Origin of the sequence: Oceanobacter kriegii DSM 6294 (genome assembly GCF_000422845.1) — a bacterium.
Taxonomy (GTDB): domain Bacteria; phylum Pseudomonadota; class Gammaproteobacteria; order Pseudomonadales; family Oceanobacteraceae; genus Oceanobacter; species Oceanobacter kriegii.
The window spans coordinates 240,053-260,884 of record NZ_AUGV01000004.1; the positions used below are offsets into that span (position 1 = coordinate 240,053).

The 20,832-nt window shown below is 54.9% G+C and carries 19 protein-coding genes; 5 read left to right on the forward strand and 14 right to left on the reverse strand.

Annotated elements, in window-relative coordinates; all coding sequences use genetic code 11:
* The first annotated feature begins 200 nt into the window (after positions 1-200).
* The 3 genes from G516_RS0103955 to trhO all read left to right on the forward strand — a co-directional run bounded on the left by G516_RS0103955 (position 201) and on the right by trhO (position 2,873).
* Entirely contained in the window at positions 201-887 is a 687-nt protein-coding gene (locus tag G516_RS0103955) for a hypothetical protein (protein ID WP_028292564.1), read from the forward strand.
* A gap of 226 nt (positions 888-1,113) precedes the next feature.
* Positions 1,114-1,539, forward strand: coding sequence for an acyl-CoA thioesterase (locus tag G516_RS0103960; protein WP_028292565.1), 426 nt, complete (start codon positions 1,114-1,116; stop codon positions 1,537-1,539).
* 311 nt (positions 1,540-1,850) lie between these two features.
* Complete coding sequence (gene trhO / locus G516_RS0103970; RefSeq protein ID WP_051218915.1) at positions 1,851-2,873, forward strand: oxygen-dependent tRNA uridine(34) hydroxylase TrhO; 1,023 nt, start codon at positions 1,851-1,853, stop codon at positions 2,871-2,873.
* 132 nt (positions 2,874-3,005) lie between these two features.
* Here the strand turns inward: trhO and G516_RS0103975 are convergent, their stop codons facing one another.
* From G516_RS0103975 to G516_RS0103985, 3 genes are all read right to left on the reverse strand, one after another.
* Complete coding sequence (locus G516_RS0103975) at positions 3,006-3,260, reverse strand: hypothetical protein (protein WP_028292568.1); 255 nt, start codon at positions 3,258-3,260, stop codon at positions 3,006-3,008.
* A gap of 252 nt (positions 3,261-3,512) precedes the next feature.
* Positions 3,513-4,694, reverse strand: a complete 1,182-nt coding sequence (locus tag G516_RS0103980) for a vWA domain-containing protein (protein WP_028292569.1) — start codon at positions 4,692-4,694, stop codon at positions 3,513-3,515.
* A gap of 17 nt (positions 4,695-4,711) precedes the next feature.
* The gene (locus G516_RS0103985; RefSeq protein WP_028292570.1) at positions 4,712-5,557 is read right to left on the reverse strand and encodes an AAA family ATPase; all 846 of its coding nucleotides are present in this window, start codon (positions 5,555-5,557) and stop codon (positions 4,712-4,714) included.
* 358 nt (positions 5,558-5,915) lie between these two features.
* On the opposite strand from G516_RS0103985, the gene G516_RS0103995 reads away from it, so the two are divergent.
* Together G516_RS0103995 and G516_RS0104000 are read left to right on the forward strand one after the other, a co-directional pair.
* Positions 5,916-7,088, forward strand: coding sequence for a Na/Pi symporter (locus tag G516_RS0103995; protein WP_028292571.1), 1,173 nt, complete (start codon positions 5,916-5,918; stop codon positions 7,086-7,088).
* 11 nt (positions 7,089-7,099) lie between these two features.
* On the forward strand, positions 7,100-7,318 hold the full coding sequence (locus tag G516_RS0104000) for a hypothetical protein (protein ID WP_028292572.1): 219 nt from the start codon (positions 7,100-7,102) through the stop codon (positions 7,316-7,318).
* 108 nt (positions 7,319-7,426) lie between these two features.
* Here the strand turns inward: G516_RS0104000 and G516_RS20960 are convergent, their stop codons facing one another.
* The 11 genes from G516_RS20960 to G516_RS0104060 form a co-directional block, all read right to left on the reverse strand.
* Positions 7,427-8,752: a mechanosensitive ion channel family protein gene (locus G516_RS20960; RefSeq protein WP_211225053.1), complete on the reverse strand. Its 1,326-nt coding sequence runs from the start codon at positions 8,750-8,752 to the stop codon at positions 7,427-7,429.
* Between the two features lie 148 nt (positions 8,753-8,900).
* Positions 8,901-9,884 carry a DctP family TRAP transporter solute-binding subunit gene (locus tag G516_RS0104010; protein ID WP_028292573.1) on the reverse strand — a complete coding sequence of 328 codons (984 nt, stop codon included), beginning with the start codon at positions 9,882-9,884 and terminating at the stop codon, positions 8,901-8,903.
* 486 nt (positions 9,885-10,370) lie between these two features.
* Positions 10,371-11,609, reverse strand: a complete 1,239-nt coding sequence (gene flgL, locus G516_RS0104015) for a flagellar hook-associated protein FlgL (protein WP_028292574.1) — start codon at positions 11,607-11,609, stop codon at positions 10,371-10,373.
* Positions 11,610-11,638: 29 nt separating this feature from the next.
* The gene (gene flgK, locus G516_RS0104020; RefSeq protein WP_028292575.1) at positions 11,639-14,617 is read right to left on the reverse strand and encodes a flagellar hook-associated protein FlgK; all 2,979 of its coding nucleotides are present in this window, start codon (positions 14,615-14,617) and stop codon (positions 11,639-11,641) included.
* Between the two features lie 4 nt (positions 14,618-14,621).
* Positions 14,622-15,824 (reverse strand): flagellar assembly peptidoglycan hydrolase FlgJ, encoded by a 1,203-nt coding sequence (flgJ, locus tag G516_RS20965; RefSeq protein WP_169449491.1) that lies wholly within the window; start codon positions 15,822-15,824, stop codon positions 14,622-14,624.
* 94 nt (positions 15,825-15,918) lie between these two features.
* A complete protein-coding gene (locus G516_RS0104030; RefSeq protein WP_028292576.1) occupies positions 15,919-16,308 on the reverse strand; it encodes a carboxymuconolactone decarboxylase family protein in 390 nt (129 codons plus the stop codon).
* Positions 16,309-16,729: 421 nt separating this feature from the next.
* Entirely contained in the window at positions 16,730-17,062 is a 333-nt protein-coding gene (locus tag G516_RS0104035) for a hypothetical protein (protein ID WP_028292577.1), read from the reverse strand.
* Between the two features lie 9 nt (positions 17,063-17,071).
* Positions 17,072-18,112 carry a flagellar basal body P-ring protein FlgI gene (locus G516_RS0104040; protein ID WP_245582613.1) on the reverse strand — a complete coding sequence of 347 codons (1,041 nt, stop codon included), beginning with the start codon at positions 18,110-18,112 and terminating at the stop codon, positions 17,072-17,074.
* A 268-nt stretch (positions 18,113-18,380) separates the two neighbouring features.
* Entirely contained in the window at positions 18,381-19,151 is a 771-nt protein-coding gene (gene flgH, locus G516_RS0104050) for a flagellar basal body L-ring protein FlgH (protein ID WP_245582604.1), read from the reverse strand.
* 16 nt (positions 19,152-19,167) lie between these two features.
* Entirely contained in the window at positions 19,168-19,953 is a 786-nt protein-coding gene (gene flgG, locus G516_RS0104055) for a flagellar basal-body rod protein FlgG (RefSeq protein ID WP_028292580.1), read from the reverse strand.
* A 25-nt stretch (positions 19,954-19,978) separates the two neighbouring features.
* Entirely contained in the window at positions 19,979-20,725 is a 747-nt protein-coding gene (locus G516_RS0104060) for a flagellar basal body rod protein FlgF (protein WP_028292581.1), read from the reverse strand.
* Positions 20,726-20,832 lie beyond the last annotated feature (107 nt).

The following is a 20,832-nucleotide window of genomic DNA, read 5'->3' on the forward strand; positions in this document are numbered from 1 at the left end:
GCCAATCCACCCGCCACTGGCGGATTTGTCATTCCCTTACGGTCGTTATGTTGTGATTCAGGCCAATTTTTATGCAAGTTGCTGCTTTTTAAGTCTGTACAAAAGTACCATCCCGTCCGATGATTTATTCGACCAAGGTCGAACATCAAACATAAACGACCACCACTCCACTCAGGACGAGATCAGCGCGAGGGACAGGTATGCACAGCAGTCTGGATACATTGTTTGAAAAACAGCAGAGTATTTATCTGAACGCATTCAAGCACCCCATGGCGCAGCAGGAGTTGCAGTTAACCGGTGCCGATCGGCCGTTCGAGGCCGGCATGCTGGTGGTGTTGAAATACCCGCCGGAGCTAACCGAGCGACTGCACCAGGCCAGCCTGGCCGTCGCCAGCACTATCCCCGCCCTGACCTACGCCCCCGAGGCGCTGTACACGACGGTTGCCGTCGGTCCCAAGCTGCACGATTTAACAGATCACGAAGCCAGCAAAAGCGAGCTGCAATTCAGCAGCTGGTTCTTTGAAGAAGGGCTTGCCCTTGGCCAGTCGCTCACCGAGCGCATCCAGATTACCTTCACCGAATGGCTCTACAACAGCAACACTCTGATTGCTGCCAGCAAAGCCAACCAGCATTTTTGGCAGCTGGCCGACCAGTTGGTATCGAGCGCCAATAAACGCAGTATTCGCAGTGCCATGCCCTGGGGAAGCCACGTCACGGTGTCGCGCTTTTTGGCCGACAAAACCCCGGCGTCGGTGATGCGCGAGCCGCTGTCCCAATTGCCCGGTTTGCCAACCAAAGCCATCACCCCGCAGGGACTCGAGCTGGTGCATTACGAGTGCGACAGCCACGGTTTTCGGCTGCGCAACCGCGATTTCTGGAACTCCTGAACGGCACCCGGGTTTCTATCAGGCATTGAACCGCCCCTGAATGAACAGCCGTTCCGATAGCTGGCCCCGAAAGATTGGGTTATATTGCGCCAAACGCGACAGGCAGGTTTTCCCGCTACTGTCGCACCCAACCGGAAACCAATATCCGGCGATCTATCTTGAGCACACACTGAGAGCAGCCTCTCCGAGAGCGATCTCACCGAGAGCAACCAGACCGAGAAAATCTATGAACGAAACCACCCGCGGCCGTCTGACCACCCGCACCATTGCCATGCCCAGCGATACCAACCCGGCCGGAGATATTTTCGGCGGCTGGGTACTGTCCCAAATGGACATTGCTGCCGGAATTTGCGCCGGCCAACGCGCCCAGGGCCGAGTTGTCACCGTGGCTGTCGACAGCATGAGCTTCATTCGCGCGGTTAAAGTGGGTGACATTCTGGGGGTCTACACCGAAGTTGCCCAGGTCGGTCGCACCTCGATGCAAATCCATGTGGAAGCCTGGGTCCGTCGTGGCCGTATTGGTCACCGTGAAAAAGTGACCGAAGCCCTGTTCAAATTTGTATCCATTGATGACGAGGGCGTTCCAACGCCAATTCCGGCCGAAGATGAGCTGCCGCAGTACGTGCTGAACAACAATAACTGCGAGTTCTGATCAACGGATTCTGACCAGTAGCGCCAACGCATCAACCGGTGCGTTGGCCTTCTTGTTCTCTGCTCTATCCGTAGCCGCTTTGCCCACTTTCGCTGCTTTGCCCACTTTCGCTACTTTCCACCCCTCAGTCCTTACCCGCCAATCTCTGTCTGCCGCAACCGATAGCGGCGTTTTACTGCTCTGTATTTTTCGGCGATGAGCCCGGTTTGGGGTTTTGCAGTGGTTTTTGTATACTCCGCGCCCTCTTTTGACCTGTATCAACCCACTACCATCAAACGCACCGGTTTTACGTTCCGGGAAAGCGAGGAAATATGACTCAAAATACCGCTAATCCGTCTGCTGCACAGCGCGAACAAATCGTTGTTTGCGCCATGTACAAATTTGTCACACTGGACAATTTTGAAGCGCTGCGCCAACCACTGCTGGATACCATGCTGGCGCTCGACGTTAAAGGCACCTTGTTGCTGGCTAACGAAGGCATCAATGGCACCGTTGCCGGTACCCGCGCAGGCATCGACGGTTTGCTGGACTACTTGCGCAAGGACGAGCGCCTGGCCGATATCGGCTACAAGGAATCCTACGACGACGAACAGCCGTTCTACCGCACCAAGGTCAAGCTGAAGAAAGAGATCGTCACCATGGGCGTGGAAGGCATTGATCCAAAGCGCGTCGTAGGCACCTACGTTAAGCCGAAAGACTGGAACGCGCTGATTTCAGACCCGGATGTGGTACTGGTGGATACCCGCAACGATTACGAAGTGGGCATTGGCACGTTCAAGGGCGCCATCGACCCGAACACCAAAACCTTCCGTGAGTTTCCACAGTACGTGAAGGAAAACCTTGATCCGCAGAAGAACAAGAAAGTCGCCATGTTCTGTACCGGCGGTATCCGTTGTGAAAAATCCACCGCGTACCTGAAAGAACAGGGCTTCGACGAGGTCTACCACCTCGAGGGCGGCATTCTGAAATACCTGGAAGAAGTTCCGGAAGAAGAAACCCTGTGGGAAGGCGAATGCTTTGTGTTTGACAACCGGGTGACCGTTAACCACAAGCTGGAAAAAGGCGAATACGACCAGTGCCACGCCTGTCGTCGCCCGATTACCGAAGAAGACAAGCAATCCGAGCACTACGCTCAGGGCATCAGCTGTCATCATTGCATCGACGAATACTCCGAAGAACAGCGTGAGCGTTTCCGCCAGCGCGAACAGCAGATGCAATTGGCACGGGAGCGTGGTGAAGACCACCTGGGTAACGACTTGCAGGACGTGATTCAGAAGCGTCGGGCGGAAAAGAAGGCTTTCAAGGAAGCTCAGCGCAAAGCTGACGCCAAGTGATCTGATCTACAGCTGAAAACGAATCACGCCGAAAACCGATCACTCTTAAAACCGCCCCTAAACAAAAGGCGCAACAGTTCTCTGTTGCGCCTTTTGTTTTTCTTTAGCTGTTGAAATGAGCAGCTGACTGCTTCAGTTCAACTGGTGCGCCAGATCGTTCAACCGAGCGCGTGTCTGCTGCGCCTTGGCATTGGCTTTTTGCCAATGAGGCACATGGCTTTCGGTATCGTGCAGAATCTCTTCGAATTCATGGTCCAGTTGATGCAGCTGCTGCTCCAGCGGGCCATGCACCACATCGAGAACCTCGTGCACTTGCTGCAACTCACGGGCGAGCGCCTGGCACGTCAGCTTGAAAACTTCTTCCTGACTCATTTGCATCAATTCCATCGGTCACCTCCTGACATCACTTGCATCGCTGCTGCAAACGGGTAGAGATTGCCTTACGAAAAGGCACGGACAATTCGATACTATCCAGTTGCGACCACAGGAACCGTGAACTGTTTCAGAATTAATGACTGACTGTTTTTTAATCGGCCAGACACCTGACAATGCCGTCAAAGCAATCCGACGGCATGTGTCGCGCTCAATGAAGATGACAAAGCGGCAGCGTTTTCTCAAAGCGCGGCGGGTTATTCAAAGCTAGCGCTGTAACTCACGAATGGCCTGGGTAAGGCCGTCGACCGTCAGCGGATACATACGGTCTTCCATCAGCTGGCGAATCATGCCCAATGACCCACCCGGCCCCCACCAATGGTGCGGTGTCGGGTTCAGCCAGGCGACGTGGGGGAACTGGTCGGTCACGCGCTGTAACCACACGGCACCCGCCTCCTCGTTGTAGTGCTCAACACTGCCACCAACATGAGTCACTTCGTAGGGTGCCATGGTGGCGTCCCCCACAAAGATGATTTTGTAATCGGGGCCGTATTTATGCAGCACGTCCCAGGTGTTGAGGCGTTCCTGATAGCGGCGGTGGTTGTCCTTCCAGACAAACTCGTACAAGCAATTATGAAAGTAGAAGCACTCCATGTGCTTGAACTCCGCCCGTGCAGCCGAGAACAGCTCCTCACAGGCTTTGACGTGTTCATCCATCGAACCGCCAATGTCGAAAAACAACAGCACCTTGACGGCATTGTGGCGCTCAGGCACCAGCTTCAAATCCAGATATCCGGCATTGCGGGCGGTAGAGCGAATGGTGTCATCCAGGTCGAGCTGATCCGCAGCGCCCTGGCGGGCAAACTGCCGCAAACGTCGCAGCGCCACCTTGATATTACGAATGCCCAGTTCGACGTTGTCGTCGAGGTTGCGGTAATTGCGCTGTTCCCACACCTTCACCGCCTTTTTATGGCGGCTATGGCCCTGCTCAATACGAATGCCTTCGGGATTGTAGCCATGAGCCCCAAAGGGTGAAGTGCCTCCGGTACCAATGTTTTTGCTGCCGCCCTGATGGCGCTTGGTCTGATTTTCCAGCCGCTCGCGCAAGGCTTCCATGATTTTCTCAAGGCTGCCCAATCCTTCTATCTCGGCTTTTTCAGCCTCCGACAGAATTTTCTCTACTTCCTTGCGCAGCCAGTCTTCCGGCAGGTTCAGTTCTTCGAGCTTGCCCTGCCAGCTTTCAAGGCCGGCAAAGTAAGCGGCGAACGCACGGTCAAAACGGTCGAAGTATTTCTCATCCTTGACCAGACACACCCGGGTTAACTGATAGAACTGTTCCTGATCCGCGAACGCCAGGTTTTGCTTGAGGGCATTGATCAAATCCAGATATTCCCGGATAGAGACCGGCACACCGGCAGCGCGGACGATTTGAAAGAAATCAATCAACATAGCAACAAGCCCCGGCGTTAACCGCGACGACGACTCATAAAGGCCAGTTTTTCCAGCAGCATAACGTCTTGTTCATTTTTGATCAGAGCGCCATGCAACGGTGGAATGGCGTCGGTGCCCTTTTTACCCTGCAAGGCGTCCAGACCAATGTCATCGGCCATCAGCAGTTTCAGCCAATCGATCATTTCCGAGGTGGACGGCTTTTTCTTCAGGCCCGGCACTTTGCGCAGATCGAAGAAGACCTCCAGCGCGGCACTGACCAGTTCCTGCTTGATGTTATCGAAATGCACGTCGACGATTTTTTGCAGGGTATCGCGGTCCGGAAAATCGATGTAATGGAAGAAGCAACGACGCAGGAACGCATCCGGCAGCTCTTTTTCGTTGTTACTGGTAATCAGAATGATGGGACGATGCCTGGCCACCACCCGTTCGCTGGTTTCGTAAACAAAGAACTCCATCTTGTCGAGCTCCAGCAACAGGTCGTTGGGGAACTCGATGTCGGCCTTGTCAATTTCATCAATCAGCAGTACCACCGGCTTATCAGCCTCAAAGGCCTGCCAGAGTTTGCCCTTATTGATGTAATTGCTGATGTCGTTTACGCCTTCCACACCCAGCTGAGAGTCTCGCAGGCGTGATACCGCATCGTACTCATACAAGCCCTGGTGAGCGCGGGTGGTGCTTTTGATGTGCCACTGAATCAGGTCGGTATCCAGCGCACTGGCCAATTGCTCTGCCAGCATGGTTTTGCCCGTACCAGGCTCACCTTTAAGCAACAGCGGTTTTTGCAATGTGATGGCGGCATTCACAGCCATTTGAAGTTCAGGAGTGGCAATGTAGTCGTCAGTACCGGTAAAGCGAGCCATAGCAGTGTCCGAGTGATAAGTGGGTGTTGCTGGTCAGGTGTCGCCACACAGTATAAAAGCATCGGCTCTTAACAGAAACACTCATATTCCAGCTTGGAAATAAAATAGAGCGCGGCTCATTGGCTACCTATTGAGTGATGACAAGAAACTGAACTGTCAGTTTTGGCAACGTTTATGTACCATCGCGCTGCCGATGAGATCTTCATCACAAAAGCTCAAATTAGAGCCAAAATTGAAATATTTCAGTTTTATGAAGACTTTATGACAGTCAAAGCTGTCGCTGTAACAAAACTGTAATATTTCTCGGAGACCATCCGCGCACTTTATTTCAGACCTTCAATCTACGAGTAATTTCGTTATGAATGAAACTACAGCAACTGCAGCGTCCGTCGCTGTTGAGCAAACACCCAAGGCGAACTGGATCAACTGGCTGAAAATTGCCGGCCTGGTGTATTTGCTGCTGGTCGCCGTATCTACCATTGGTAGTGGTTTTAAATTGGCGTCTGGCGACCATGCCAAGGAATTGTTTGAGTTTGCCAGCAACCCGTTGACTGGCTTGATTGTCGGTACTGTTGCTACTGCCCTGATTCAATCCTCCAGTACGGTTACTTCGATCATTGTTGGTCTGGTTGCCGGTGGCCTGCCGGTACAAATTGCCATTCCGATGATCATGGGCGCCAACATTGGCACCACCATCACCAACACCATCGTGAGCCTGGGCCACGTACGTCAGGGCGCTGAATTCCGCCGCGCATTCTCTGCGGCCACTGTGCATGACTTCTTCAACCTGCTGGCAGTGATGATTTTCCTGCCGCTGGAAATCATGTTCGGCTTCCTTGAAAAAATCGGTGCGTCGGTATCCTCCATGCTGGTGGGCGCTGACTCCATGTCGATGAAAGGTCTGAACTTCATCAAGCCACTGGTTAAGCCACCGGTGAGCTTTATTAAAGGCCACTCCGAATCGCTGATGGGCGACACCGCTGGCGGTATCGTCATGGTGGTTCTGGGCATCGCCCTGATCTTTGTCGTCATCACACTGATCGGCAAGCTGCTGAAAGCCCTGCTGGTGGGTAAAGCGAAAGAAATCCTTCACTCTGCCGTTGGTCGTGGCCCGGTTTCCGGCATTGCATCCGGCACCCTGATTACTGTTCTGGTTCAATCCAGCTCCACCACCACCAGCCTGATCGTGCCGTTGGCCGGCAGCGGTGTGTTCACCCTGCGTCAGATTTTCCCGTTCACCCTGGGCGCCAACATTGGTACCACGGTAACGGCCTTGCTGGCTGCCACAGCGGTAACAGGCCCGAACGCAGTATTCGCCCTGCAAGTGGCCCTGGTGCACCTGACCTTTAACCTGATGTCTGTGGTATTTATTTACAGCATCCCGTTCTTGCGTAATATTCCATTGTTCGCTGCAGAAAAACTGGCTGACGCTGCGGTTGAAAACAAGCTGTACGCAGGCGGCTACATTCTGCTGGTGTTCTTCATTGCCCCACTGGTGCTGATTGGCGGCAGTCAGGCGCTGGGTCTGTAAGGAGTAGGTCCATGTACGAAAGCAAAGCTGAACTGGAAAACAAGATCGCCAACCTGGAAGCCCGCTTGGTTGATCTGAAAGATCGTCTGGCTCGTATCGAGCAGACAGAACAACACGATGCAGTGGAACATGTCGATGAGTACATGGAAGTGCTGGATCGTGAATTTGCCAGCTTGCGTGAATACTGGCCGGTGGCTCTGCAAGAACTGCAAAAGCTGTTCAAGAAGTAACAGAGCCGGTTTCAGAGTCTTCTGAAACAGACAAAAACGCCCGCTATGTAGCGGGCGTTTTTGTGTCTGCTGTATGACTTAATAGAACCTGGTAATCAGCCAGAGCCCCTAACGGCCATTCGAGCCACTGCCGTCGCCATTACTCTCCCCACCTGAATCACCGTTCTCTGTGGCCACGTCCTGTTGCTGACTGGCATACGCCATCGCCTGCTTCTGACGGTCGCTCAGGGCTTCTGGTTTTGGTTCTGATTTTGACTCTGGTATCGGCCCTGGCTTTGATTCGGCACCAGATTCAGATTCAGACTCAGCCGCAGCCGCAGCCGCTGAAGGCTTACGGGACTGCATCAAGGTATCGAGATCCACCTGCTCCTGAGAAAGGTTCAGAGCCCGAATTGGATACGGAATGGTGATGCCCTCTTCGCCGTAACGACGGTGCAGCTTTTTCACAAATTCCGACTTCAGTACAAAGCTGTCAGCGTATTCCAGCGCCCGCAGCACCACGGTGAAATTGATGCTGGAGTCGCCAAAGGTGTGGTACATCACCATGGGTTCAAACTCCGATTGGCCACCGTCGGTGTCTTTCAAAATGGCTCTGGCAACCTCCAGGGTTACCTGTTCAACGTGCTCCAGGTCAGAGTCGTAGTGCACCCCTACTTCCACCAGCACCGACAGTTCCTTCGCCGGGTAGTCGTAGTTCAGGACCTTGGATTCCGAGATTCGGCTGTTAGGCAGCACCACGGTGTTGTTCTGCAGCATTTTCACCCAGGTCGAACGCCAGCCGATTTTTTGCACATAGCCCATTTCGCCGGATTCCAGCTGAATAAAGTCACCCACCTTGAACGGCTTGTCGACCAGCAGTTGAACCCCGGAGAAAAAGTTTTCCAGCGTCGGTTGTAACGCCAGCGCAACAGCCAACGAGGTGATCCCCAGTGAGGCAATAATGGGGGTGACAGAAATACCCAGCGTCCCCAGCAGCACCAATAAACCAAGGCCAAATATGAGCCCTCGAACCAGCCCCCGCGCCAACCCCTGACTGTTGTACAAAATCGGCGAACGACGGGTGTAATGATCCAGCGTGCCAACCGAGAGCCGGTCGAAAAAGACGATAATGGCGAACACCAGCAGGATTTTGGCAATCACGCTGGCAATCAAATCGAAGTTCTTGCCGCTGAGGTCAAAGTGCTCGAACAGGCGTTCCAGCACCACCAGATGAAAACCAATAATCACAATGGTTAATGGCAAACCCAGTGCCCGCATAAACAGCGAATCAAAGAACCATTTGGTCTTATCGGTGACTTTTGCCAGACGCGCCAGCAACAGGGTTTTCAGTCCCAGAAACACCATCAAAGACGCCAATGAGATACCCGAGGCAATGGCCCAGGTGGGCAGATTCAGTTCCGCCATGTAACTGGCCAGCTGGTCCAGTCCTTCCATATCAGACTCCGGTTGGAAGTGAGTTCACGCTTCAGAGAGTCGTTGCAGGCAGGATTGTTCAACCGGATTGTGGTGTTTGTGAGGTGCAGATGCCCCGGGTCTTCAGTCCCGGGCATCTCAGAAGGGTTGCTAATGCAGGTCTGGCTGATTACTGGTTATACGACTTGGCTGCCAGAATCAGGTCCGGGCCAATTTCATTGGCAAACTGTTGCCATACCGGCGCCATCGCCAGTTCCCACGCGGCGCGTTGCTGATCACTCAGGGTCACAATTTCGCTGTGGCCAAAGTCAATCACCGACTGGCGATTCTCGTCGTTATTGGCCGCAGCCACCTGATTACCAAAGGCAATGGCTTCCGCCATGATCTGGTCCAGTTCAACCCGAATGTCCGCTGGCAGGTTCTGCCAGAATTCCGCAGAGGTAATCACCATGTAGTCCAGCAAACCGTGGTTGCTTTCGGTGATGTACTTCTGGTGGCGATGCAGGTGGGCACTGTAAATGTTCGACCAGGTGTTTTCCTGACCATTCACCTTGCCACGCGCCAGCATATTGAAGACATCCGGGAAGGCGGCTTTCACCCCTTCCGCACCCAGCACTTCAAACTGCGCCTTGATCACTTCAGAAGACATGATGCGAAAACGTTTGCCATTGGCGTCTTCCGGAACCCGCAGCGGGTCATTGGCCGACATTTGTTTCATGCCGTTATGCAGGTAGCCCAAGCCCAGTACACCTTGGTCAACCGTGGCCTGCAGCAGCGCCTTACCCTGCGGGGAATTCTGGAAGCGGTCTACTGCGGCCATGTCCTTGAACAGGAACGGCAGATCGAACACCTGCAGTTTTGGCGTCAGACGCTTGAGCTTGGACAATGCCGGGGCAGCCAGTTCCAGCTTGCCTTCCTGCAACGCAGACACCACTTCGGAGTCCAGGTACATCAGTGAACGGGGGTAAATTTTGACTTCCACACGCCCTTTCAGGCGTTCTTCCACCAGTTTTTTGAAGTGTTTGGCCATCTGGCCCTTTGGCGCTTTGCCAGACACTGTGTGGGAAAAGCGAATCTGGATGGGATCAGCGTGTACCGTGGCGGCACACAGAGAGACAATAACCGACGTCAGCACGGCAATAGCCAGCTTCATAGGAGACTCCTGATTATTATTAGAATTATTTTATGATCAAGGGACCCTCTGAATAACTCTGCACAGCTCTGCGCGAGTACTGCGGTCTGTCAGAACAAGGCGGCGAATGCAGCGGAATGACGGGTCCTTTCCAAATTCGCCAACACCGTTCTGGCGGTCTGCAGGCCGCGCCCTGCGGGGATGGCAGGGCATTGCTGACTCTGTGTCGCTGATTTTTGACTTGACCCGTCAGGCCTGCAAATCAGCTTCGTGACTCAGCTTCGCCCTGTCATCCAGAGCGGGCACTGAGTTATTCAGAGGGTCCCAAGTCTTCAAGTGTCTGACTTTGGTCGTAATACGGCAAGTACTTTTAGCGAAAAATGGTACGAATGCACTGTTAAACAGTTACATCCGTAATTCAATCTCACTCTTTTGGTGCTTTCCCCTTAAAATGGGTGGAAAACCACCCACCCTTTCATTGGAAAACTGGCCCGATTTTTGGCCGGATTACAGCTTGTTAAACAGGCTCAGGTTACTGATCACTGTGTAGCTTTGCTGTGCGGCTTCCAACAAAGTCGATTCCAACGTCATACGGCTGACCGCCTCGGCCAGGTCAGCATCCCGCAAATCCGACAGCGCCTCCTGATTGGCCAGTTTCATGTCCGCCGTCATCAGTTCGGTGTTTTCAATGGTGTTCAAACGCGCACCAATTTTACTTTGGGTGCTGGATACCACCGCCAGAGCGGCATCGAGGTTGTTGAGCGTATCTTCAATCAGATTATCGAGAGTCGCCTGATCCTCAGAGCCGTTGGTCAGCGTGTTTAATGCCTCGGTAAACCGGAAAATGGTATCCGTGATACTTTGCTTGGGAGTCGACTCGGCAATCACCTGATCGCCGGGTTCGGGCACGCCGCTGATTTGCAAGGTAACGCCGTTGATGTTCAGCTCGGCCCCTTCGTCGTAGACCTGATTTTCCAAGCCGTTGATGACTCGGCCGTCCGATGCCCGGGTGACGGTATAGTTAGTCGCTGCCGGGTCAACCGCCGAGTCGGCGTTGAACGTAATCACAATGTCGTCCGGGTAGAACTCGGCAAAGGCTTCGTCGTCGGTAATGAATCCGGCGCTGACACTGGTTGTTCCCGTATTGAGTGGGCTGGTAGTGGTGGTGAAGGTTGGTGCTGCCGATGGAATATCAACAAACAGATCGATACCGGAATCGCCAGTAGCCACCGTGGTCGAGCTGCCAACGGCAACAAAGCGCTGGCCGTCGTCACCTTCGTAACTGTAGCGGCCATTGGCATTTTGTACGAAAGGCGCTTCGCCCCCCTGGAACCCGGCAAAAATGTATTCGCCAGTGGCATCTTTGGTGTTAAACAGCTCCACCAGTGCCTCTTCAATTTGCTCAACTTCTGCGGCGATGGCCTCGCGGTCGGTTTGGGCCAACACGCCACTACCCGCCTGCACGGTCAACTCCCGCAAACGGTCGTAATAGTCGGTCACCGCCGACAGCGTGCTTTCTTCCAGTTCCAGCCGGTTGGTGGCTGAAATCATGTTGTTTTCAAACTGTTCGGTCAGGGCCAGCTGCTGCTCAATTTGCAGGATTCGGGCAGCGGCAATCGGATCGTCGGCGGCCGTATTCACTCGCACACCAGAAGACACCTGCTGTTGGGTTTTGGTCAGGGCTTCCTGATTGCTGAGCATATTGGCCAGCCCGTTACGGTGAATTTGCAAGGTTGATACACGCATGGTGCTTCCTCTTTAAAACGATCGGACTATCAGCCGATGGTCGAAATCAGGGTATCGAACATGTCCCGCGCCACCTGGATCACCTGGGCGTTGGCGTTGTAAGCCAGCTCGTACTGAATCAGGGCCGCCGCTTCTTCGTCGAGGTTCACGCCGCTGATGCTGCTGACGGCGTCGCGAGAGGCAGCCAGAATCACTTCGGCCGATTCCATGTTGCTTTGGGCACGGGCAGTGACCGAGCCCACTTGCTCGACCAGCGATGAGTAGGATTCGGTCAGCGTGCTGGTGCCGTTGATCAGGTCAGCCGACTGGAACGCCAGCATGGCGACACCGTTGCGACTGTCGGTAATGGCGTCGGTGTTGTTGCCAATGGTGAATTCATCTCCCGCCACCACCGAGCCAGAGATTTCCACCGTGATGCCCATGTCACTGGACACAAAACCAAGGTCAGCGGCAAACAGGTTGTTACCGCGGCCAACGTTTTCGATGCTGACGCCTTCATCAGCAGTAATGGTCACCTGACCACCCAACGTCACCTTGGTTGAGCCGTGAATACCGGTGCCACTCATTTCCAGCCGCGATTGAAAGCTGATGTCGCCGCGTTCATCGATGGACACATCCACAGTGCCATTACTGAGATAGTCGGTTTCTTCAATGGCGGCTTCGATGGCGGCAATCATGTCGTCGGCGGTGGCGTAGTTTTCGCTCAGTTCAATCTGGAAGGTGCCCTGTCCTTCCACCTCGAACTCCCAGCTGTAAGGGCCGCCTTCGGTAAAGTCGAAGCCTTCGTAGACGTTAAGAGCGCGGTACGGCGAGTTGCCGGTGCTGGTCAGGGCAATGTCCTGGCCGTTGCTGACATCCACGGTGTCAGTGGCGTCACCGCTGATTTCAATGGTCAGGTCTTCGCCGTTGATGGCCGTGATGGTCACCACTTCGCCATCGGATACCGCCGTGATGCCCATGCCTTGCAACTCCAGGTTGCTGTTGATGCGATCGGCAATGAATTCGGGCGTCATCGGATTGGGGACTTCTTCCGGGTAGTCTTCGCTGTATTTGGTTTGGCCGTATGGCAAGGTGTCGGTCAATTCAATGCCATTGAGGCTGACGCCCATGCCGAGGAAGTCGTCATCGTCGTTGAAGTTGGCCAGCTGCAAGGTGGTTTGGGCACTGGCTTCGACACCGCTGTAATAACTCAACTGCTCGGCAATCTCCTTGGCCGAGGTATTGGCGCTGATATTCAGCTGCGGCTGCTCGGTCACCACACCGGTCGCGGCGTTGGTGGTGCTGATGGCAAACATCTGGCTGTTGAAGCCGTTACCCGGAGTCACTTCCGCGGCTGGCGACGGTGCCTGATAAGTGGCCGCGACGGGCAGCTCGTCCAGATAGCTGGTGGCAATGGTCTGGGTGGTCGACCCGAGGTTGATGGTATTGGCCACACCCGGCACGTATTTCTGGTTCGAAATCGGTGGCTCCAGCGCGACGGGATTGGCCGGGTCGGAATTATCCAGCACCTCATAGGTGGTGGCCGACGTGAAACGAATCAGTAACTCAGGTTCCAGTTCGCCATCGTCGTTAAAGGCATGGGTATCCAGCGAGCTGACAACACCCGCCGTAATTTCAGCATCGCCCTGATTACCATAGGAGGCCGCCGTCATAATGGGGGACGCCATGGCAATTTGCTCGGCCAGTTGCAGCTCGACCTCCATATTGGTGGCTTCGTTGCGAGTAGGCATAATCTGGAAACTGTCGCCTTGCTGGAAGCTGCCTGCCTCCAGCCGAATTTCCAGACCGTCCATTTCAATCACCGCGGGCAGGTCGCCGTCGTAGGCCCCTTTCACCACCTGTTCGCCCGTCATGTTGTCGGTGATGGTGTAGTTGAAATCGGTCGGGCCATTAAAAGACAAGGTGTAATCAGAGGTTCCCAGAGCGCCGGCATCGGTAATGTAAACCGACACCTCACGGTCGTCCGGGTTGGCGTTTTCATTGGAGCCAAACACTCGTTGGGATACCGCGGTATCGCTGTTGATGTCCTGAAAAAAACTGATGCCGAGGTCGCCGTTGTAATCCAGCCCCAGCGCTTGCTGTTCGTTGAACTGCTCGGCAATCACCAGCGACAGCTTGCCCAGCGAGTTCAGCGCCGGGTCGAGAATTTCATTACGAAAAGCGACCGATGCTCCCAGCGTTCCACCAGTGAGGTTATCGGTCACTTCTGTTACCTGATCGCTGTTTTGCAGATACAGCGCATAGCGGGTTGGATCGGACTCACCGACATTGGCATAGACCTCGTTGTAGATATTGCCGATCACCAGTGGCTGGCCATCACCGATGTACACGTTGACCTGGGAGTTGCCCTGATCCGCCACGGTCACGTCCACCAGCTCGGACAATTGGGTAATCAGCTGGTCGCGCTGGTCCAGCAAGCTGTTGGGCTGCTCACCTTGGGAAGTGCCTACGGCAAAAGCGATGTCTTCGTTCAGTTCGGCAATGGTGTTGGCCAACTGGGTGATATCAGCGGCCATCACCTCTATTTGTCCATTCAATACTTCGTTGATGGCGTACAACTGGTCGGTAACCACCGAAAAGCGGTCGGTCAGGGCTTCTGCCTCTGACAGCAAGACTTCACGAGTCGATATCGAGCTGGGGTCATCCACCACCGCCTGCAACGCCTCGAACATGGATTCCATGGCAGGCTGCACGCCGGTAGACGAGTCGGCCAATAGACCATCGATCTGGCCTGCGTAGTTGGCCAGGGTCTCGTAGTAATTGAAGTCCGAGGTATCCGTCCACACCTGTTCGGTGAGGTATTCGTCGTAAATCCGCGACACGGTTTCCAGTGTGACGCCGGTGCCTTGCCAGTTGCCGCTGAGGTATTGGCTGTTACTGGTTTCAAAGCTGACGGTCTGGCGACTGTAGCCCTCGGTTGTGGCGTTGGAAATGTTGTTACCGGTTACCGCCAGTGCCGTTTGATGGGCCTTGAGGCCCGATACCGCAATATTGAGAATATCCGCCATGGCCTCAGTCCTCTTTCACATCAGTCTGAGGCTGTGCCTGACCGGCCTGAGGCAGTTCAACCGACTTGCTATCCGTCTCTACAGCAGCACCGTGAATGGCAGCACCGTGAATAGCAGCGCTGCGGGCAATGCGTTCAATCTTGTTGCCGTACTCAGGGTCAGTGGCGTAGCCCGCCTGTTGCAAGGCATGGCCGTAGTCGTCAGCACCCAGCCCCTGCCCGATGGCGTCCTGATAACGGCTGTTGCCCGACAGGAAGTCGGCGTAGTCGCGCAGGCCGTCTTCCAACGAAGCGTATGAACGGAAGCTGGCGGTCTCATTCACCCGAACGCCCTGGCGGTATTCGTGGGTCATTACCTCAACCGAGTCACCCTGCCAGCGGCTGTCGGCCTTGATGCCAAAGAAGTTAAAGCTGTTGCGACCAGCGTCATCGGCAATCATGTGTTTGCCCCAGCCGGTTTCCAGCGCGGCCTGGGCCACAATGGCGCGTGGATCAACACCCAGCTCCGCGCCAACAACTTCAGCATGCGGATACAAAGCGGCAACGAATGCTTCCGGGGTGGCAAACTGCTGCCCTTTGCTGCCGCTGCCAGTGGCGGCCAGGGCAGTGCTTTCAGCGCTATCCGAAGATGCTATTTCCGGACTGGAAGCAGGTGATTGTGGACTGGAAACAGGTGACTCAGCAGTGACCGATTCAGCCTCGGCAAGCGACTCCGATAAAGCCTGCTGTTGCAGCACTTCGTCGACCTGCTCAATGGCCTGATTCAGTGGTTGGGAGGAGACCCGGCGGTCCCACAAGGTGCTTTGATCAATGGCGATATCCCGTTCATCAACATCGCCGTAGTTTTGTTTCAGCTGACGGTAAATCACATCCGCCAGCCCAGTGCCACCAACGCTTTTACCTGCCCCGGAAGCCCCGCCATTGCTGGTGCCGGTCAGTTCCAGCGCCATCTGGTTGTCGTACATGCCCTGATAGAAATCCATCTCCGGGGAGCTGAACATGGAGTCTTCCGTAAACACCGCATTGGCCTGCCGCATCGAGCTCATCATCATGTTCATGAACATGGACTCGAACTGCTGGGCGACTTTCATCAAGGCGGCGTTTTTATCGTCCTTTCCCAGCGCGCGAATGTCTTGCAGGCTATTAAGGTCGGTATAAACGTCGCTGGCTTGAGCGCGGGTGCCGGAAATCTGACTGCTGACCGTCATGGCCATCTCCAAATCAGGGTGGTTTACCCTGATTCAGCAAGATGCTTGCCAGATTGCTGGAATTTTGATCGTTGCTATGAGAGGCGGAGTCTACTTATTGGTCGTCGAAGGTTTCTTCACCCAGAATCTCGGCCGCAGCCCGAAAGGCCTCCTGCGCCGCCGGTGCGCCGCAGTACGGCAGACTATGGAGCAATACCTCGCGGATTTCTGCTGGGCTACAACCGTTGTTTAACGCGCCGCGGATATGGCCTTTCAGCTCGGTTGGCGCTCGCAAGGCTGCCAGCATGGCGATGGTAACCAACGACCGGACATTACGCGGCAGCACGCCGTCACGCTGCCAGGTGGAGCCCCAGGCGTGTTCGTTGATCCAGTCTTGCAGCGGTTCTGTTAGAGGAATGGTGTTGTCCTGGGCTTTCTGAACAAAGGCTTCGCCCATGACTTCGGTACGAACCTTGAGGCCGTTGATCTTGTCCTGTTCTGACATCAGGCTTCTCCATGCAGGTATATTGATAGGGATTAAGGACCCTCTGAATAACTCTGCACAGCTGTGCGCGAGTCCTGCAGGTTGTCAGAACAAGGCGGCGAATGCAGCGGAATGGCTGGCCCTTTCCAAATTCGCCAACACCGTTCTGGCGGCCTGCAGGCAGCGCCCAAAGGGGATGACAGGGCATTGATGACTCTGTGTCGCTGATTTTTGACTTGACCCGTCAGGCCTGCAAATCAGCTTCGTGATTCAGCGTCGCCCTGTCATCCAGAGCGGGCACCGAGTTATTCAGAGGGTTCTTAAGCTAACAATAATTAGTGGAGCAGCCTATCGGCCAAAGGCAGGATTTGGACAGCAAATTGGGGAATGAGTGTAAGCAGAGAGCGGCGTCACTATTTACAGCAGTCAGTGTTTACAGCAGTCAGTGTTTGCCAACCGCATGGTAGGCGCGCACCTGGGTGTGTTTTTTGGTTTGACTGGCCAGACTGCCCTGCTCGGATTTTAACTGCGCGACCAGCGCTCGTTCTTCGGCCAGAATTTGCTCCAGCACCGTCTGATTGTGTTGGGTCAGATTGATGACGCCATTGATCGCCTCAAACCAGCTGCGCAGGCGTATATCGCGTTCTTGCAACCGCTCTTGTACGCCTTTTTTTACGCCTTGCTTGATCAACGACTGAATCTCCAGCGACATCAGTCGGATGTGTTCAAATTCAGCTTCCAGCTGGCTCAGGGTCATGTCCTTGGTGGCAGTCATAGTCTGTTCTCATATTACGATCAGTTCGGCTTTCAGGGCCCCGGCTTGCTTCATGGCTTCAAGAATAGCCATTAAATCGCCGGGGGCAGCGCCAATTTCGTTAACCGCCTTGATGATGTCATCCAATGTCACACCCGGACCGAACTTGAACATCCGGCTTTCGCCGCCGTCGTCAATTTCGATGTTGGTTTCGGGTACCACCACGGTGTCGCCGTCCGCCAATGGATTGGGCTGGGCTACCTGAAAATCTTCGTTAATGGTTACCGTCATGCTGCCGTGGGTAACGGCAACCGGGTCGATTCTGACGTGCTGGCCCATCACAATGGTGCCGGTGCGGGAATTGATGATGACCTTGGCGCGCTCTTCACCGGTTTCAATTTCCAGGTTTTCAATAATGGAAAGATAGGCAACTCGCTGGCTGGTATCACGGGGGGCACTGACACGGACAGAAGTAGCGTCCAGCGCCTCGGCGGTGCCCGGCCCCAGCAGATCATTGATCTTGTCGACCATGTAACGGGCGGTGGTGAAATCCGGCTGGTCGAGGTTAAACACCAGACTGTCGCCACGGGCGAAACTGTTTGGCACCGACTGCTCTACCGATGCGCCATTGGGAATACGCCCCACACTGGGCACATTGATGGTAACGCTGGAGCCATCATTGCCATCGACCCCAAGTCCTCCGACCACCAGATTCCCCTGGGCAACGGCGTAGACGTTATTGTCTGCGCCGCGTAATGGCGTAAACAACAGCTGGCCGCCGCGCAGACTGCCGGCATTGCCCAAAGAAGAAACAGTCACGTCGACCCGCTGGCCAGGTTTTGCAAACGGCGGAAGTTCAGCAGTGACCGACACGGCGGCGACGTTCTTGAGTTTGGGGTCGGTGCCTTCCGGCAAGGTAATGCCGAACTGCGACATCATATTGGTGAAGGTTTGGGTGGTGAACGGCGCCTTGTCACCGGTGCCATCCAGACCCACCACCAGACCGTAGCCCACCAGTTGGTTGCTGCGCACACCGGAAATGCTGGTGATGTCCTTGATGCGTTCTGCCATCACCACAGGGGCGAGAAACACCGAAGCAATCAGCAATAACACCAAGGCCTGACCTTTGGCCAACAGCCGATCCCAGGCACTGCTGTTACCAGTGTGGCTGATGATGATACGGGCGCTTGCGTTTTTCATGTCACTACCTCAAAGCTCTCATTCGCCTTGAAAACCAGCATACGTGCTGCGGCCAGCCAACTCTGTTGAAAAGGCTTGTTGTTGCGTAACCGGGTGTAGGTGATCGCCATCAGAATGGCCACCATCAAAACGGCCACCATCAAAACGGCCACCAGGGAGAGTTCAGAATCTTGTCGCCCCAGCCCTGCTTGGTGGAGTTGTTCAGGTTGCCACGGCCTCCAAAGGAGATTCGCGCATCTGCAACCTTGCTGGACGACACCGTGTTGTCCGGGGTGATGTCTTGCGGGCGAATCAGGCCCGCTATACGAATGTATTCATCCCCTTCAGACAGGGTCAGCCATTTTTCACCACGAATACGCAGAATGCCGTTGGGCAAAACTTCTGCCACCGACACACTGATCTGACCCGACAAACTGTTGGAGCGATCGGCTTCACCACTGCCGCTAAACGTGCGGTCGCTGTTGGTTTCGACTCCCAGATTGAGGTTCTTCCAGCCCGGTGTTACTCCCAAAATAGTGCCCGCACCAACGCTGTTGGAGGACGACTTGTCGGAGCTGGTTTCAGCCGATTTACTGGACTGATACGACTCTTCAAAAATCACCGTAATGATGTCGCCAACCCGGCGAGCCTGTTGATCCAGATACAAGCCGTTAGAATACGCAGCCTGGTACAAGGAACCCGAAGCCGTTGGTGGTGGCTGCAAGGTATCGGCCGATACCGGCGCGTAATCCGGGTCGTTCATGACGACATCCTGTTCCATCGGCACCGAGGTACAGCCGACGACCGCTGCCAACATGGCACACACCAGCAAAGGCTTACCGGCAGCGGCAAATTCGGTTTGGACTGGCAGATCCTTGCCGCTTTCCGGTTGTTGGTCAGACGTGCTGTTGAGGTGGCTAACGGGCGTCATAACTTACTCCGCTCTATCAGGTGTTCTGGTTGAGGAACTGCAACATTTCATCCGCCGCAGACACCACTTTCGAGTTCATTTCGTAGGCGCGCTGAACCGTGATCATCTTCACCAGCTCTTCCACCACTTCGACGTTGGAGTTTTCCAAAGCGCCCTGCTCCAGCGTGCCGAAGCCATCCTCACTGGGAATACCGGCAACCGGTGCACCACTGGACGCAGTTTCCAGGAACAGGTTGCCACCGGTGGCCAGCAGGCCTGCCGGGTTAATGAAGTCGATGGTTTCTATTTGGCCCAGATCAATCGGCGTTGGGTCCCCTTGAATAGAGGCTTGCACAATGCCGTCACGACTGATCATGACTTCATTGGCCTGATCCGGAATGGTGATTTGTGGCTCCAACGGATAGCCGTTCACATTCACCATCACCCCTTCGTCATTGAGGTGAAACGTACCGTCACGGGTGTAGGCAATGTTGCCGTCCGGCATGGCGATCTGGAAAAAGCCGCGACCGTTAATCGCCACATCCAGCGTCTGGTCGGTCAGTTCCAACGAGCCGGTGGTAAACACCTTCTGGGTGCCCGCAGTACGAACACCGGTACCCAACTGCAGGCCCGATGGCAAGCGGCTGTCGGCCGAGCTGTTGGCCCCGGGCTGGCGGTCAATCTGATACAACAGGTCTTCAAACACCGGGCGGTCTTTCTTGAAGCCGGTGGTGGCGACGTTGGCCAGGTTATTGGAAACGGTGGTCAGCGCCAGATCCTGAGCTTCAAGGCCGGTCTTGCTGATCCAGAGTGCATTCATCATGGTAGATTACCTCTCAGGCCTGACGTTATTGGCTTTGCAGCAACTGGGTGGTTGCTGCGGTGTTTTCATCGACGCGCTTCATCAGCTTCACCTGCATTTCGTACTGACGATTGAGCGCAATCAGATCGGTTAACTCGGACACCGCGTTGACGTTGCTGCCTTCCAGAAAGCCGTTCACCAACGAGATGTTGGGGTCAAAGTCGGCTGGGCCAACGCCCGCTTCGCGGAACCGGAACAGGCCATCTTCGCCTTTTTCCAGATCCTGGGGGTCGGGGTTCACCAGCTTCAGCTGCACCGGCTCTGCCACACCCACCGGCTGCTCGCCTGCGGGCTGGATAGTAATGATGCCCGCCCGGCTGACTTCAATTTGGGTAAACGGCGGCAGTACCACAGGGCCGCCGTCACCAATCAACTGATCGCCCTGGCCATTCAGCAAACGGCCGTTGGGATCAACACTGAGATCACCCGCGCGGGTATAGGCTTCCTGACCATCAGGGCCAACAACGGCGAACCAGCCTTGATGCTCAATCGAGACATCCATACGGCGGCCGGTTTCGATCAATGGCCCCTGACGAAAATCACTGGCCGGGCTTTCCACCATGGCGTAGGCACGGGTGGGAAAATGTTCACCAAATACCCCCATGGCACGGCTTTGGCTGTAGTCTGAACGGAACCCGGTGGTGCTGGCATTGGCCAAATTGTTGGCATGGGATGCCTGCCCCAAGGTGTTTTGACGAGCCCCTGACATGGCAATGTAGAGCGCTCTATCCATACTTCCTCCCGCTGGGGCACTGCCCCGTATTCGTCACCGCCAACGGACTGCGTCAGCTTTTGTAAGAACACAGCAGCCTTTGTGCCAGAATCACTTTATTCATATTT

Excerpts from the sequence above, each read along its gene's own strand:
- G516_RS0103955 (WP_028292564.1), top strand. The coding sequence starts at position 201 with ATGCACAGCAGTCTGGATACATTGTTTGAAAAACAGCAGAGTATTTAT.
- G516_RS0103960 (WP_028292565.1), top strand. The coding sequence starts at position 1,114 with ATGAACGAAACCACCCGCGGCCGTCTGACCACCCGCACCATTGCCATG.
- trhO (WP_051218915.1), top strand. The coding sequence starts at position 1,851 with ATGACTCAAAATACCGCTAATCCGTCTGCTGCACAGCGCGAACAAATC.
- G516_RS0103975 (WP_028292568.1), bottom strand. The coding sequence starts at position 3,260 with ATGGAATTGATGCAAATGAGTCAGGAAGAAGTTTTCAAGCTGACGTGC.
- G516_RS0103980 (WP_028292569.1), bottom strand. The coding sequence starts at position 4,694 with ATGTTGATTGATTTCTTTCAAATCGTCCGCGCTGCCGGTGTGCCGGTC.
- G516_RS0103985 (WP_028292570.1), bottom strand. The coding sequence starts at position 5,557 with ATGGCTCGCTTTACCGGTACTGACGACTACATTGCCACTCCTGAACTT.
- G516_RS0103995 (WP_028292571.1), top strand. The coding sequence starts at position 5,916 with ATGAATGAAACTACAGCAACTGCAGCGTCCGTCGCTGTTGAGCAAACA.
- G516_RS0104000 (WP_028292572.1), top strand. The coding sequence starts at position 7,100 with ATGTACGAAAGCAAAGCTGAACTGGAAAACAAGATCGCCAACCTGGAA.
- G516_RS20960 (WP_211225053.1), bottom strand. The coding sequence starts at position 8,752 with ATGGAAGGACTGGACCAGCTGGCCAGTTACATGGCGGAACTGAATCTG.
- G516_RS0104010 (WP_028292573.1), bottom strand. The coding sequence starts at position 9,884 with ATGAAGCTGGCTATTGCCGTGCTGACGTCGGTTATTGTCTCTCTGTGT.
- flgL (WP_028292574.1), bottom strand. The coding sequence starts at position 11,609 with ATGCGTGTATCAACCTTGCAAATTCACCGTAACGGGCTGGCCAATATG.
- flgK (WP_028292575.1), bottom strand. The coding sequence starts at position 14,617 with ATGGCGGATATTCTCAATATTGCGGTATCGGGCCTCAAGGCCCATCAA.
- flgJ (WP_169449491.1), bottom strand. The coding sequence starts at position 15,824 with ATGACGGTCAGCAGTCAGATTTCCGGCACCCGCGCTCAAGCCAGCGAC.
- G516_RS0104030 (WP_028292576.1), bottom strand. The coding sequence starts at position 16,308 with ATGTCAGAACAGGACAAGATCAACGGCCTCAAGGTTCGTACCGAAGTC.
- G516_RS0104035 (WP_028292577.1), bottom strand. The coding sequence starts at position 17,062 with ATGACTGCCACCAAGGACATGACCCTGAGCCAGCTGGAAGCTGAATTT.
- G516_RS0104040 (WP_245582613.1), bottom strand. The coding sequence starts at position 18,112 with ATGGCAGAACGCATCAAGGACATCACCAGCATTTCCGGTGTGCGCAGC.
- flgH (WP_245582604.1), bottom strand. The coding sequence starts at position 19,151 with ATGACGCCCGTTAGCCACCTCAACAGCACGTCTGACCAACAACCGGAA.
- flgG (WP_028292580.1), bottom strand. The coding sequence starts at position 19,953 with ATGATGAATGCACTCTGGATCAGCAAGACCGGCCTTGAAGCTCAGGAT.
- G516_RS0104060 (WP_028292581.1), bottom strand. The coding sequence starts at position 20,725 with ATGGATAGAGCGCTCTACATTGCCATGTCAGGGGCTCGTCAAAACACC.